Source organism: Roseburia lenta, from assembly GCF_014287435.1.
Taxonomy (GTDB): domain Bacteria; phylum Bacillota; class Clostridia; order Lachnospirales; family Lachnospiraceae; genus Pararoseburia; species Pararoseburia lenta.
Window position 1 is genome coordinate 12,805 of record NZ_JACOPG010000001.1, and the last position, 14,981, is coordinate 27,785.

Annotated in this window: 14 protein-coding genes; all 14 read left to right on the plus strand. The window is 45.8% G+C overall.

Annotation, left to right across the window (positions count from 1 at the left end; genetic code table 11):
• Positions 1-9 precede the first annotated feature (9 nt).
• The 14 genes from H8R94_RS00085 (at position 10) to H8R94_RS00150 (ending at position 14,859) form a co-directional block, all read left to right on the plus strand.
• Complete coding sequence (locus tag H8R94_RS00085; RefSeq protein ID WP_186853553.1) at positions 10-2,160, plus strand: chemotaxis protein CheA; 2,151 nt, start codon at positions 10-12, stop codon at positions 2,158-2,160.
• 16 nt (positions 2,161-2,176) lie between these two features.
• The gene (locus H8R94_RS00090; RefSeq protein ID WP_118534860.1) at positions 2,177-2,680 is read left to right on the plus strand and encodes a chemotaxis protein CheW; all 504 of its coding nucleotides are present in this window, start codon (positions 2,177-2,179) and stop codon (positions 2,678-2,680) included.
• Between the two features lies 1 nt (position 2,681).
• A complete protein-coding gene (locus H8R94_RS00095) occupies positions 2,682-4,025 on the plus strand; it encodes a methyl-accepting chemotaxis protein (protein WP_186853554.1) in 1,344 nt (447 codons plus the stop codon).
• Position 4,026: 1 nt separating this feature from the next.
• Complete coding sequence (locus H8R94_RS00100; RefSeq protein WP_186853555.1) at positions 4,027-5,361, plus strand: Hpt domain-containing protein; 1,335 nt, start codon at positions 4,027-4,029, stop codon at positions 5,359-5,361.
• A gap of 13 nt (positions 5,362-5,374) precedes the next feature.
• The gene (locus H8R94_RS00105) at positions 5,375-6,103 is read left to right on the plus strand and encodes a hypothetical protein (RefSeq protein WP_186853556.1); all 729 of its coding nucleotides are present in this window, start codon (positions 5,375-5,377) and stop codon (positions 6,101-6,103) included.
• Positions 6,104-6,188: 85 nt separating this feature from the next.
• A complete protein-coding gene (locus H8R94_RS00110; RefSeq protein ID WP_118281330.1) occupies positions 6,189-6,875 on the plus strand; it encodes a response regulator transcription factor in 687 nt (228 codons plus the stop codon).
• Positions 6,859-8,343 (plus strand): sensor histidine kinase, encoded by a 1,485-nt coding sequence (locus H8R94_RS00115; RefSeq protein WP_243238422.1) that lies wholly within the window; start codon positions 6,859-6,861, stop codon positions 8,341-8,343. Before H8R94_RS00110 ends, H8R94_RS00115 begins: the two co-directional genes overlap by 17 nt.
• Positions 8,344-8,437: 94 nt before the next feature.
• The gene (locus H8R94_RS00120; protein WP_186853557.1) at positions 8,438-9,118 is read left to right on the plus strand and encodes a hypothetical protein; all 681 of its coding nucleotides are present in this window, start codon (positions 8,438-8,440) and stop codon (positions 9,116-9,118) included.
• 37 nt (positions 9,119-9,155) lie between these two features.
• Positions 9,156-10,073: a chemotaxis protein gene (locus H8R94_RS00125; protein WP_118534855.1), complete on the plus strand. Its 918-nt coding sequence runs from the start codon at positions 9,156-9,158 to the stop codon at positions 10,071-10,073.
• Between the two features lie 76 nt (positions 10,074-10,149).
• The gene (locus H8R94_RS00130; protein WP_186853558.1) at positions 10,150-11,886 is read left to right on the plus strand and encodes a hypothetical protein; all 1,737 of its coding nucleotides are present in this window, start codon (positions 10,150-10,152) and stop codon (positions 11,884-11,886) included.
• A gap of 17 nt (positions 11,887-11,903) precedes the next feature.
• Positions 11,904-12,509, plus strand: a complete 606-nt coding sequence (hisH, locus tag H8R94_RS00135) for an imidazole glycerol phosphate synthase subunit HisH (RefSeq protein ID WP_118534852.1) — start codon at positions 11,904-11,906, stop codon at positions 12,507-12,509.
• Between the two features lie 22 nt (positions 12,510-12,531).
• Positions 12,532-13,293, plus strand: a complete 762-nt coding sequence (gene hisF, locus H8R94_RS00140; protein WP_178010225.1) for an imidazole glycerol phosphate synthase subunit HisF — start codon at positions 12,532-12,534, stop codon at positions 13,291-13,293.
• A gap of 14 nt (positions 13,294-13,307) precedes the next feature.
• The gene (gene ung, locus H8R94_RS00145) at positions 13,308-13,988 is read left to right on the plus strand and encodes a uracil-DNA glycosylase (RefSeq protein ID WP_178010228.1); all 681 of its coding nucleotides are present in this window, start codon (positions 13,308-13,310) and stop codon (positions 13,986-13,988) included.
• Positions 13,989-14,097: 109 nt separating this feature from the next.
• Positions 14,098-14,859, plus strand: coding sequence for a hypothetical protein (locus H8R94_RS00150; protein ID WP_178010230.1), 762 nt, complete (start codon positions 14,098-14,100; stop codon positions 14,857-14,859).
• The last annotated feature ends 122 nt before the right edge of the window (positions 14,860-14,981 follow it).

The window sequence follows — 14,981 nt, forward strand, 5'->3', positions numbered from 1 at the left end:
GAGTCTTTCATGGCAGACGATTTTAATACTGGCGATATGCTCAGTGTTTATCTATTTGAAAACCAGCAGCTTCTGGAAAATCTGCAGAATATCGTAATGGAACAAAAAGATGCGGATGGCTTTGACGAAGATAGTATCAATGAGATCTTTCGTACCATGCACACGATCAAAGGATCTTCCGGTATTATGATGTTTGATGAGATCACAAAAGTATCTCATAAGTTGGAAGATGTCTTTTATTTTATCCGTGAGTCCCATCCGACCACAGTACCACATGTAGAACTGGTGGAACATGTGCTGGATGTCTCAGATTTTATCATGGCGGAGATGGACAAGTTATCGGATGGCGGTGATGCCGATGGCGACGCGACAGAACTGGTCGCAAGTCTGGATGCTTTTTTGCAAAAGATCAAGGGGGAGAATGGAGCCAAAGAAGCGGATACCAAACCGGTACAAAAGGAAGAAACACCAAAGCAGTTCTATATTGCGCCGGAAACCGGTGGCAACAGTCATTTTTTCCGTATCTATCTGACTTATAATCCTGAGATCCAGATGGCAAGTATGCATGCCTACAAGACGGTATTTGCCTTAAAGAAGATCGCCAAGGACATTTTATACTCGCCGGAGGATATCCTGACAAACGAGGCGACATCCGATGAGATTGTTAAAGATGGATTTAATATCCTGATCAAAACAGATGCGACCGAGGAGGATATCCGCGAGATCGTACAGCCGGGCTATGATCTGACTAAAGTTGAGGTCTATGAATGTACGGCACAGGAATTTCAACTAGGATTCGAGGCAGAGGAGGCACAGATTCTGATCGATCTGGATTCCTCCGTGGAGGAGATCGAAAAGCGGGCGGATGCCAAAGAGGGGCAGACAGATACTGCACCGAAAAAGAAGATCGCACCCGGTGATTTCGTCATTGCTTCCAAGGAACCGGGCAAGGGCAAGAACCTGGCAAAAGAGCGTCCGGCGAAAAAGGATAAGGCTTCCTTTATCAGTGTCGACATTGCCAAGATGGATCAACTCATGGATCTGATCGGTGAACTGGTCATTTCCCAGTCGGTTGTCTTACAAAACCCGGATTTGAAAGTGCCGGGACTGAATTTAGACAATTTCAACAAGGCAGCCGGGCAGATGAAAAAGATCTCGACCGATCTGCAAAATGTGATCATGAGCATGCGTATGGTGCCGCTGACCAATACCTTCCAGAAGATGAACCGTATCGTCTTTGAGATGTCACGGAAACTTGGCAAGGATGTAACTTTTGAAATGATTGGCGATACGACAGAAGTAGATAAGAACATCATCGAACATATTTCGGATCCGCTCATGCATCTGGTGCGCAATTCCATGGATCATGGTATCGAGACCAATGAGGAGAGATTGGCGAGCAGCAAGCAGGAAAAAGCCAAGGTCACACTTTCCGCCAAGACAGAATCCGGCAAGGTATGGATCTCTGTTGCGGATAACGGAAAAGGCTTAGACCGCGGGCAGATCATGGCAAAAGCCAGACAGCAGGGACTCTTGGAACCGGGCAGATCGGAGTCCTCTTATACAGATAAAGAGGTATATCAGTTCATTACCCTGCCGGGCTTTTCGACTAACAAGAAAGTGACGGAGTTCTCCGGCAGAGGCGTAGGTATGGATGTCGTTGTTTCCAACCTGCAAAAGATCGGAGGTACGTTAGAGATCGACAGCGTACCCGGTCAGGGAAGTACAATGAATTTAAAGATCCCATTGACACTTGCCATTATTGATGGCATTGTTATGGATGTAGGGGATTCTTCTTTCGTCATGGAGACAGGAGCCGTAAGGGAATTCGTCCATGTCACGGAGGATATGCTTATCCATGAGCCGGATGGCAGAGAGTCGGTCATGATTCGTGGGGCTTGCTACCCGGTCATCCGTCTGGGTGATTTTTATGAGTTACATGACTATGAGACCAAGATTGCAAATGGTATGATGGTTCTAGTAGAAATAGAAAAAAATGTAGTCTGTCTATTTGTAGACCGTTTGGTCGGCAAACAGGAGATCGTCGTCAAACCGATACCGAAGTACATAAAAAAGGTCAAAGGTTTGTCGGGATGCACACAACTGGGAGATGGAAGCATCGCATTGATATTGGATGCCGCCGGTCTGATGGAATACTAGGAAAGGACGAAAGAAGATGAGTGAGTTTGACACACAAAAAGACAAATATGTGACTTTCCAGTCGGGGAGTGAATATTTTGGACTTAAGATCGAATATGTCAATGAGATTATTGTTTTTCAAGAGATAACAGAGATTCCGGAAAGCCCGGAATATGTCAAGGGATTGATCAATCTGCGCGGCAAGATCATACCGGTCGTGGATGTCCGCCTGCGTTTTCATCAGGAACCGATTCCTTATACGGACAGGACCTGTATCATCGTGATCCGTTATGAGCAGATGGTCGTAGGTTTGATCGTTGAAAAAATCGCCGAGGTCGTAGAGATACCGGCAGAAAACATTTTACCTTCCCCTTCGATTGGCAAAAATGATAATGCCAAAAGCCGATTCGTATCCGGTATAGGTAAAGTTGGAAATGATGTCAAGTTGTTGTTAGATCCTGCCAAGTTACTTGGGGATGAAGAAGCCGCACTGGTAGGACATTTGAATAATGAAGATGAGAGTGAAGAAGGAGAAGAGTAACATGAAAGAGAAAAAAGCAATCAAGGTACACACATTATTGATCTTTGCGTTTATCGTGCCGGAGATCCTTTTGATCATTACGCAGATCTTTTCGTATAAGTCTGTGGCTAAGGCACAGCATGGTATGATGTCACCGAAATACTTACAGTCATACAATCTGTTTTTGTTTGTGGAATTGGTGATCTGCATTGCATTGATCACGACGGTCTGCATTACGATTTCCAGAAGCATCCGCACTTCATTGGCAAGCCTGAATGTGGCTGCAAGAGAGATTGCTAAGGGAAATGTGGATGTAGAATTAAAGAAAAAACGTAATGATGAGTTCGGCGAACTGGTAGATTCTTTCCAGATGGTCGTAGACAATATCCGTTATGAGTCACAGGTGGCAGGTCAGGTGGCAGAGGGTAATCTGATGATCGATGTCAAGCCATCTTCGGATAATGATGCACTGGGTGCAGCACTCAAGAACATGGTGGAGAAGAACCAGACAACCCTGTCTCATATTACCGATGCAGCCATGCAGGTATCGACCAGTTCTTCTGAGGTGGCAAATGCATCTGAGGCATTGGCACAGGGATCTACCGAGCAGGCAAGTGCGATCGAGGAGATCACAGCCTCTATCAGTGATGTAGCCGGCAAGACCAAGGAAAACGCCCAAGAAGCATCCAACGCAGCAGAGTTGGTAGAACATGCTTTAGATAACGTACATAGAGGCAATGACCAGATGAGCGAGATGATGAACGCTATGCGTGATATCAACGATTCTTCCGAGAGCATTTCAAAGATCATCAAGGTGATTGATGACATTGCATTCCAGACCAACATCCTTGCTTTAAATGCTGCAGTAGAGGCAGCAAGAGCCGGAGAAGCGGGAAAGGGATTTGCCGTTGTTGCGGAAGAAGTCAGAAACCTTGCAGCAAAGAGTGCTACCGCAGCATCCGAGACCGCAGAACTGATCGAAGATTCCATCCACAAAGTCAATGCAGGTTCCAAGATCGCATCCGAGACAGCCAATGCTTTAGCAGAGATCACAAGCGCCGTAGAGGAGAGCGAAGGCATTATCCTTGGCATTTCCGAGGCATCCAATTATCAGGCAACGGCGATCGCACAGATCAATCAGGCGATCGATCAGGTATCCCAGGTCGTACAGAACAACTCTGCGACCAGCGAGGAATGTGCCGCAGCCAGCATTGAACTTTCCAACCAGGCAAACCGTATGCAGGAACTTTTATCGACCTATCATCTGGGAGATATCAGCCATCACGAGTTGCCGGAAAGATCTTTTAACGAAGATGCTGCTGAGACACCATACATTCATTTAGATGATGGATTTGGAAAATACTAAGATGGAATCCTACGCAGAAAATGATCTGATCGATCATTTGATGGCGTTTTTGCACGAGACCTATGAAAAAGAACCTATGGGCATGGTCATCGACTGTGATGTCAATGTGCCCAAAAGACTGACAGGGGATCTGCAAACGACGCAGCAGGAGATTTTACAAAAGATACAAGAGGTCTTAAGTTATGGCAAGACCAGACTTTTGGTCATACGTCTGACTTATGAAAGAAGCCTTCCGACAGGTAATCTGTTAGTACTGATACAGACACATCCTGTTCGGGATCAGGGGCAGGCACCGCATGAAATGATGGGGAGAACCGAGACATTGGTTCTCCCTCAATTACTTGTAGAAGAAGGTCCGCTTGTCACCTGTAAAGAACCCTGCCAACTGATCGGTTATTATGAAAGACAACAAAATATGGATGCGGGGGAGCGACAGGCATATCTGATCACCCAGGAGCATCTGGCCAAGCAAATGGGACTGCCTTTTGTTCTCTGTGGCACCATACAGCATTTGCAGGCAGAACTGCAAAAGAAAAGAGAAGTCTGTCTTATGTTATCCATGGCGCAGTATGAGGTGCATCAGGCATACTTTTCCCATCTGCCGGAGCATGTGCGTCTGATCGTCTTTTGCCGGCAGGGACACAGGATAGAAGAACGCACGAATCAGAGCGCTCTCTATGTTCCTTTTAGCAGTCTGGAACTGGCAGATGCCATTGTCAGTCCTCTGCCTGAAAAAGAGGATGTCCTGCCTACGCTGGATGCATCCGTTGGACGGCTCTATTGCGGCAATGATGAGATCTACCATAAGATCTTAAAAGACTATGCTTTGCGGGGAAAACACAACTGGGTGCGGATAGAGGAACTTTTTGCCAAGCAGGATTGGGACAATTACAGGATCGAGGTACATGGAATCAAGAGTTCCATGAAGGCGATCGGTGCTATGGAACTGTCAGAGGAGGCAAAGGCTTTGGAAGCCGCCGGAAAAGAAGGCGACATCCCTTATATCCTGTCACACCACGAAAAAATGATGCAGTTTTTTATCCGGGATATTCATAGCATACAGGCATATTTTGATATGCCGCTTTCCCCTCGAAAAGATGTGGGAGCGGAAAACGAAGAAAGTGCATCTGTCAACTTATCCGAAGCAGAGAAAAAAGAACTTCTGACGCAGTTGGAAGATGCAGCATACGGGCTGGATGGACAGGAAATGTTAAAGATACTTCAGCCACTGGAGGCGTCCGGCGGTTTTGTGGGGCTTTTACAGGAAGTAGAGCGAAAGATAGACAGCGAAGATTATTTGTCCGCCTATGATCTGGTGGAAAAGAGATTTACCTAAAAGGAGAAATGGTATGGCATACGTGATCGGTGATTTTTCATTTGAAACAGAAGAAGATGCAAGAGAGGCACAAAAGGAAGTCCAGGCGATCTCCTATATTATGAAGCAGATCGATAACGAAGATCCCAAGGCAGTATTAGCAGCCTATCAGCAGATGGTAAAAAAAGATCTCTTTCATACAAAACTCGGGCTGGGATTTTTGGAAGACATGAGAAAACAACTGCTTGCCCTTCCGGAAATTGATGCGGCAGATCTGCCGCCGGTGCCAAGCCTTCCGCCAAAGCCACAGACCGAGCGGTTACTGATCAAGGAAGAAGAAGCACCGGCACCCAAAAGACCTGTAGAAAAGAAAGAAGGGGCAAAGCCGGCGCCTAAGCCAGGAGCAGAAGAAAAAAGAGCCGGGGGAAAGAGTGCATCCCGCCCGACCAGGCAGACAAAAGAAGAAAAAGTAGAAAAGGCTTCTCGTAAGGAAAAAAAGCAAAAAGAGAAAATAGAAGATCTGACGCCAGAAAAAATGACGGTGGCTTTGAAACGATATAAGAAATTATCCCGACTACTTCTGATCGCATGTATTACCATGCTCCTTATTATCATTGGCATGTTTGCCATCAATGCGACCAGCCAGAATCCGACGATCTTGAATTATGAAGAAAAGATCGTAGACAAGTATGCGTCATGGGAAGAAGAACTGGATGCCAGGGAACAGGAGTTAAACGAAAGAGAGCAGAAGTTGAACCAATAGGGACTTGGAGACGATAAGGTCACAATTTTGACATAATATATGTGTAGCATGAGAGAAAACAGTAGCAGAAAGGGTGTAGTGTAAGATGGCTGGAAAGAAGATATTGATCGCAGATGACGAGGCGAGATTGCGCAAACTGGTATCAGATTATCTGGTGCGTGAGGGATATGAGGTATTGGAAGCCGCAGATGGTGAGCAGGCACTGGATATCTTTTACCGGGAAAAAGATCTTTCCCTCATGATATTGGATGTGATGATGCCGGGCGTGGATGGATTTATGGTATGTAAGGAAGTCAGAGAGACCTCCCAGATCCCGATCGTCATGCTGACCGCAAAAAGTGAAGAAAATGACATTCTAAACGGTTATGAATATGGCGCGGATGAATATATTCCAAAGCCCTTCAGTCCAAAGATCTTGGTGGCACATGTCAATGCCATTATCCGCAGGACATCGGATGCAGATGACGGCAACAAAGACCTCTTGGAAGCAGGTGGTATTGTCATTGACCGCAAGGCACATATCGTTACCATTGACGGACAGGAGATCATCCTAAGCGTAAAGGAATTTGAACTGCTGACCTATTTTATGCAAAATGCGGGAATCGCCTTGTCGAGAGACCGGATCTTAAATGGCGTGTGGAATTATGATTATTTTGGGGATGCCAGAACCATCGATACCCATGTTAAGAAACTGCGGGCTAAATTAGGCGACAAGGGCAATTATATCAAGACCATTTGGGGAATGGGGTATAAGTTTGAAGTCGAAGAATAAAGTACAGAGTATCAACCGCCAGATGGCGGGCATTTACATAACGATCATTGCCCTGACGATCGTGGCACCACTCATCATCAATTTCTGCTTTTTGGGCTATTTTTATCAGCACGAAAAGGAAGAAGCCATGATCTCGACCTTTGATCTGGTCAATCGGGCGGCAGTCGCAGGCAGTTTTGATGACGAGAAATTTCTGGATGAATTGGAAAAGGCGCATGCTAATTACAGTATTTCCGTTGTCGTTGTAGATTCGGCGGCAAATGTCCTTTTGACGACGGCACATGACACGGAGGACATGAACTCCCAGTTGTATTACGCCATGTTTGGAAAACAGATGCAGGGCAGTTCGGGGGCAGAAAGAAGTGGTGACAACTATGTCATCAAACAGCAGATGGATCACCGGCTGGGCGAAGAATACCTTGTCCTTTGGGGAACACTTGACAACGGCAATATCATCATGCTCCGTTCTGCGATCGAGGGTATCCGTGAAAGTACCAACCTGACCAACCGCTTTTTGATCTGGATCGGTATTCTGGCACTGACGCTGAGTATTTTAGCGACTTTCTTTTTGACGAGAAGGATCACCAAGCCGATACTTGCCTTAACAGACCTTTCCAAGCGCATGATCGGTCTGGATTTTCAAGCCAAATATCACAGTCAGAAAAAGCGCAACGAGGTGGATGTTTTAGGTGAGCACATGAACGAACTGTCCGAAACGCTGGAAGAGACGATCGTGGAATTAAAGCAGGCAAACCATGAATTGCAGGCAGATATTGCCTTAAAAGAGGAAAATCAGAAACGGCAGCAGGAGTTTATCTCCAATGTTTCACACGAACTGAAAACGCCGATCGCTTTGATCCAGGGCTATGCGGAAGGGTTGGCAGAGGGTATTACGGATGATGAGGAAAGCCGTGAGTTTTACTGTGATGTTATTATTGATGAAGCCAAGAAAATGAACCGTATGGTCTGGTCCATGATCTCCCTCAACCAGATCGAGACCGGCAATAACGAGATGGAGTACGATCATTTCGACATCGTTGCCTTGCTGGAAGGCATGATCCAGTCCATGAAGATCCTCTTGCAGCAGAATGACATCAGCCTGTCTTTTGCACACGATCAGGAGATCTTTGTCTATGCCGATGAATATTCGGTGGAACAGGTCGTCAGCAATTATCTCAGCAATGCCATTCATTATGCCAAAAATGAAAAGAAGATCGATATCAAACTGACAAAGAAAGAGCATGTACTGCGCGTCAGCGTATTTAATACGGGTGACCCGATCCCGCAGGAAAGCATGGAGCATATCTGGGACAAGTTTTACAAGGTGGATAAGGCGCGTACCAGAGAATATGGCGGCACCGGAATCGGGCTTTCCATCGTCAAGGCGATCATGGAGAGCATGGGGCAGGAATATGGTGTGCAAAATCATGAAAATGGCGTAGAATTCTGGTTTGAAGTCGAGTGCTGATTTCAGAAAAAGGACAAATTTTTGTTGAATATTGCCAATAAGAATGATAACATGATAGTATATATAGAACAATATCATGTGCAAGGAGCGCAATATGAAATACAAGAAACAGGTTCTTTGCGGGTTGATGTTGTGTTTCTGCTTATGCATGACCGGGTGCGGAAAATTATATGTCATGACCGATGATGAGGAAAATCAGGTCGTGCTTTATGCCGCCAAGATGGTTTCCAAGTACAACCGTGCACAGGACACAGGTTACTCTTATGTATCGGATGAGCATAAGGACAAGCAAAAGGATACCGACGTGGGACAATCAGACGATGCATCGGTGGATGAGACGCAACAGGAGCAAACGCAGATGACATTGTCGGATGTTATTGGTATATCTGGGATCAGTTTTTCATACCAGGGATATGATATATCTTCCTCATATGAAACGACAGATGTTGCCATACCGGATGCGGGAGAGGGCTATTCTTATCTGATCTTACATGTGCAGGTGGCAAATACGACAGATCAGGCTGTGACGGTCGATCTGATCAACCAGCCGGTCACTTATCAGGTCAAGATCAATGACGGGACGGCGATCGATGGTATCACGACACTTTCTATGGCAGATCTTTCTACCTATTACAACAAATCTTTGGAAGCACAGGCGACGCAGGATACGGTACTTCTTTTTCAGGTCAGCCAGACCGAGTTAGAGTCCATTGATACGCTTCAACTGCTGGTTACCAAGGATGGACAGACGAACACGATTGATTTAAACAATTAGCATACATTGCCTAGTAGGCATTTGGGAGGAAAAAGGTATGGACACTAATATTTTACTTGAGTCAGGGACAAACGAATTGGAGATTTTGGAGTTTAAGGTAGCGGATAATCACTATGGTATCAACGTAGCCAAGATCCGTGAGATCTTATTGTATCAACCGGTCACTCCACTTCCAAATTCACATCCGTGCGTAGAAGGTATTTTTATGCCGAGAGATACGATGATTTCTGTCATTAACCTTCGCAGATGCTTGAATATTACTGAGCCGGCTGAGACAGACGGATTATTTATCATCACCAACTTCAACAAGTTAAACACAGCATTCCATGTAGACGAGGTACTTGGTATCCACAGAGTATCCTGGGAAAATATCATCAAGCCGGATGCGACTATCAGTGCAGATGATTCTGCCGTATCTACCGGTGTTGTCAAGTTGGATGACAAGTTGGTCGTGATCTTAGACTTTGAGAAGATCGTGTCTGACATCAACCCGGAGACCGGACTTAAGGTTTCCGATATGGATAATTATGAGGAGAGAGACCGTAGTTCTTCTCCGATTCTCATTGCAGAAGATTCTCCACTCTTGAGCAAGTTGATCTGCGAATGTCTGCGCAAGGCAGGCTACACCAATCTGATCGTCAATATGAATGGTCAGGAAGCATGGGACAAGTTGTGTGAGATGAATGAGCGTGGCACAGTCTTAGATGATGTTCACTGTATCATTACAGATATCGAGATGCCACTGATGGATGGACACCGCCTGACCAAACTGGTTAAGGAAAATGATGTCATGAAGAAGATTCCGGTGGTTATCTTCTCATCTCTGATCAATGAAGAGATCAGACTTAAAGGAGAATCCCTTGGAGCGGATGCACAGTTGACAAAGCCGGAGATCGGTAAGTTGGTTTCAGCCATTGATGGATTGATCGAGAAATACGAAGCAAACCGCAAATAATATAAGGTTTAGAAGAGGGATGTGCTTTTGACACATCCCTTATCTGTATGTAAATAACCATTTTGGAGGTAACAATTTGGCTAATTCAGAAGATTACTTGGATAGTCTGTTGAATTCGGTACAGACCGTGCGCAAGGATGTTACGGATGCCCAAAAGCAGACAGAAGCAATCCTGAGAGAAAAACAGGAACAGAGAAACAGAATAAAGCCGGATGATGATTTTATGGAAGCCAGCGGGATCCGTGATTATAAGCCGGAACCGACCAGCCATGAAAATCTGCGCAAGGCATTGTCAGAAGATGATTTCCTCAAGATGTTCGAGGAAGAACTGGGCGAGGATCTTGATCAGTCGGATGACTTTATACGCGAATTTGAAGATGAGATCGCACAGGATGAACTGGAATACGAAAAGTCCTTCCAAGAGGAAGCATCGTTAGAAGAGACGCCGGAAGAAGAAATCTCAGTGCCGGAGGAAACTGTAACCGAGGAAGATACGGTAGAAGGACCAGCCGAGGATCAGGCATCTGATGTGCAGGCATCCGACGAAGACAGACCTGCGGATGATACGGCATCTTTTCTGGATAATATCGAAGAAGTCGTCAACAAGGCAAAAGAGCAGATCGAACAGGGCGATGATGACCTGCCGGCGCTGGATGGCTATGGCGAAGATGAGATGGATGCGGAATTTGCCGAGGATAAGGAAGAACCGGATGCGGAGGAGTCGATCGGTGAAGCGGGCGAGGACCTACTGGCAAAGTATCTACAGATGAACGATGCCGAGGCAGCAGATGCAGAAGAACCGTCTTTATTGGACGAAAACGATGAAGATATGGATCTCATGGGACTTTTGTCCGGGGATGAAGATCTGGATGATATAGGCGCTTTGTTACAGGCAGACGGCGAGGATCAGCCTTTAGAAGAAGCCCAGGAGACTTTTGAACAGTTGGCAGAACAGACAGACCCTTCTGCGGATGCGGACCCCGAAGGCAGTCCGGCAGAAGGAGACGGGGCACCGGGCAAAAAGGGTTTGGGAGCCTTGATCGATAAGATCAAATCCATCTTTAGCAAAAAGGATAAAGAGGAAGATCAGGTCTTAGATATCTCTCAGGCACCGCAGGAGGATCTGAATCAGGAAAATCTGGATATCTTGAAAGAACTTTCTGAGGCTGAACAGAAATCCAAAAAGGCAAAAAAGGAAAAGAAGCCGAAAAAAGAGAAAAAACCGAAAGAGCCAAAAGAAAAGAAGGTAAAAGTAAAGAAGGAAAAACCACCGAAGCCACCAAAGGAACCGGACAATTCTCCTAAGATCCCAGCCAAGGTCATTGTCATCTTCCTGGTACTGGCGGTTTCTATCGTTGCGCTGATCACACTCGCGCAGCATATGATGGGATATAAATTATCCTTAAGTGATGCGAGAACCGCATATAATGCAGGAGATTACTTTACTTCCTATGAAGATCTGATGGGTATGGATCTAAAAGAGGCAGATGAGGATCTTTTCAAGAAAGCGAGACTTTTGGGTGATCTGCAAAAACGGGATCAGGAATATCAGGTCTTTGTAAAAAGACAGAAGTATGATCTGGCATTGGATTCTCTGGTAATAGGTGTTGCCAGATATGAGGAGAATTTAGACGAGGCAAAAGAACTTGGTATCGAGGATGAATACACCAAGTTGGGAGATGCATTAGCAAAACTTTTGCAGGATCAATATGGCGTATCAAGCGAGGATGCGGTCGCTATGTATCAGTTGAACCGCGAGGATTATTCGCTCCGCATTGATGAGATCATTGCATCCTTGCATTTAGACGACTAAGAGGAAAAGGACAGGATATGATAGCAATACTCGATTATGATGCCGGCAATATCAAAAGTGTAGAAAAAGCCTTGAACCATCTGGGACAGGAAACCATTCTGACAAGGGATTTCCATGAGATCCTGCGGGCGGATAAGGTCATCCTGCCGGGTGTGGGTTCCTTTGGCGATGCGATGGCGCACCTCAAGAAATACGAATTAGATCGTGCCATCCGGGAAGTCGTTGCCGAGAAGAAGCCATTTCTTGGTATATGTCTGGGACTGCAGCTTTTGTTTGAAGCAAGTCAGGAGACAGAGGGCGTTGAGGGACTTGGCATTTTAAAGGGACAGTGCCTGCGGATCCCGGAAACAGAGGGACTGAAGATTCCACATATCGGGTGGAATTCTCTGGATTTTCCATCAGAGGGAAGACTCTTTTCCGGTATTTCAGAGGGGGCTTATGTTTATTTTGTTCACTCTTATTATCTTCAGGCAGAAGATCCTTCCATCGTAAAAGCAACCTGCCAGTATGGTGTGCAGATTCATGCATCGGTGGAAAAGGACAATGTGTTTGCCTGTCAGTTCCACCCGGAGAAAAGCGGGGAAGTCGGACTGGCGATCTTACAGAATTTTGCGGATTTATAAGAGATAGGAAGCGTGAGGATATATGTTTACCAAACGAATCATACCATGTCTGGACGTCAAGGACGGCAGAGTGGTCAAGGGTGTTAATTTTGTAGATTTAAAAGATGCCGGAGATCCGGTGGAGATCGCGGCTGCCTATGATAAGGCAGGGGCGGATGAAGTGGTCTTTTTGGATATTACGGCTTCCAGCGATCACCGGGCTACGGTGGTAGATATGGTGCGCAAGGTGGCAGCCAATGTCTTTATCCCTTTTACGGTAGGCGGCGGGATCCGCAGCGTAGAAGATTTCCGCGTTCTGCTTCGGGAGGGCGCAGATAAGATATCGATCAATTCTTCTGCCCTAAACCGTCCGGAACTTATCTCGGAAGCGGCAGACAAGTTTGGCAGCCAATGTGTAGTCGTTGCCATCGATGCCAGAAAGCGTGCGGACGGCAGTGGCTGGAATGTATATAAAAATGGTGGTCGTATTGATGTCGGTCTGGATGCTGTAGCATGGGCAAAAAAGGCAGAAGCCTTGGGGGCGGGAGAGATTCTTCTTACCAGCATGGACTGTGACGGCACCAAGTCCGGTTATGACATTGCACTCACCAGAAGCATTGCTGAGGCGGTTTCTATTCCGGTGATCGCTTCGGGTGGAGCGGGCACCAAGGAACATTTTTACGATGCTTTGACAGAGGGAAAAGCAGATGCGGCTCTGGCGGCATCCTTATTTCATTACAAAGAATTAGAGATCATGGATCTAAAAGCATATCTGGCAGAAAAAGGCGTATCTGTCAGAAGATAAAGGAGAGATGGCATATGCCTGCAATTTCAAATGATTGGCTGGCACCGCTCAGTCAGGAATTTTGTAAACCTTACTACAAAAAACTATATGAGACGGTTCTGGCAGAATACCAAAGAGGACCGGTATTCCCACCGGCGGACGATATTTTCAATGCCTTTCATCTGACACCGCTTTCAGATGTCAAGGTCGTGATCTTAGGACAGGATCCTTATCATAACTATAATCAGGCGCATGGCTTGTGCTTTTCCGTACGACCGGAGGTAGAGATTCCACCATCCCTTGTCAATATCTACAAAGAATTACAGGATGATCTGGGATGCTATATTCCAAATAACGGATACTTGGTTAAATGGGCAGAGCAAGGCGTTCTTCTTTTAAATACTGTACTTACCGTGCGGGCGCATCAGGCAAATTCCCATCAGAATATTGGCTGGGAGGAGTTTACGGATGCGGTGATCCGCATTGTAGATAAGCAGGAGCAGCCGATCGTTTTCCTGCTCTGGGGCAGACCGGCGCAGATGAAAAAGAAACTTCTGACGCCAAATCCCAATCATTTGATCCTGGAGGCTCCACATCCGAGTCCGCTTTCGGCTTATCGGGGCTTCTTTGGATGTAAGCATTTTTCCCAGACCAATGCCTTCTTGGAGGCGCATGGTGCAGCCCCTATTGACTGGCAGATCGAAAATATTGTATAATCTGTATAGGATTAGGTGAAAAAGGTTATGAAAGCAAGCCTTTTTGCCGAAAATAAGTATATAAGTAAGTAACGTACATGGATGTTTTTTTATCAAAGGAGTGATGAAAATGGGACTTACCGTATCAGGATATGATTCTTCCAGTATCAGCACATTGTTCTCCAGTTTGAACAGTTCGAGCAGCAGTGGTGGATCATCTCTTTCCTCTATGACCAGTCTTTTAGGGGAATACAATAGTATCCAATCAGGATCTTATTTTAAACTGCTTCGCTCTTATTACACACCAAAGAACGGAACAGATACAACGACAACGACCGATAAGGACAAGTTACAGACGACGGACAAGCAGATGGCAGAGTGGAAAAGCGATGCTACCGAACTGTCGGATGCGGCGAATACACTTTTGAAAAAGGGAACCGATTCCTTATTCAGCAAGGTTGAACAAAAGGATGCGGATGGCAAGACCACCTATGGTTATGATACAGACAAGATTTACTCAGCGGTCAAGAAGTTTGCTGATGCCTACAATGACATGATCGATAGTGGCGACGGTGCCAGTCTTTCCGGTGTACGCTCTGCGGTATCCGGCATGGAGGGATTGACTTCTGCCAATTCTTCTATCTTAAAGAGCATTGGTATCAGTGTAGGTAGCAATGGGCATTTGTCTGTGGATGAGGCGACTTTTAAAAAGTCAGATATGACGGTTGCCAAGTCTTTATTCCAGACATCCGGCGGCTATGGCTATCAGATTTCTGCAAAGGCTTCTATGGTCAGAAGCAGTGTACTTTCACAGGCTTCCGGCGGTTCTTATACCAGAACGGGTGCCATTTCCATGAATGACCTTATGTCGACCTATAGTTCTTATATTTAATATGATTGATGATAGAGCCGGACTCCGGAAAGGGGACTGGCTCTATTTTTTATGTAATAGGAAATTCCACTGATACTTATAAATGAAAGACGTGTGATAAGACAGACTAATCAATCACATTA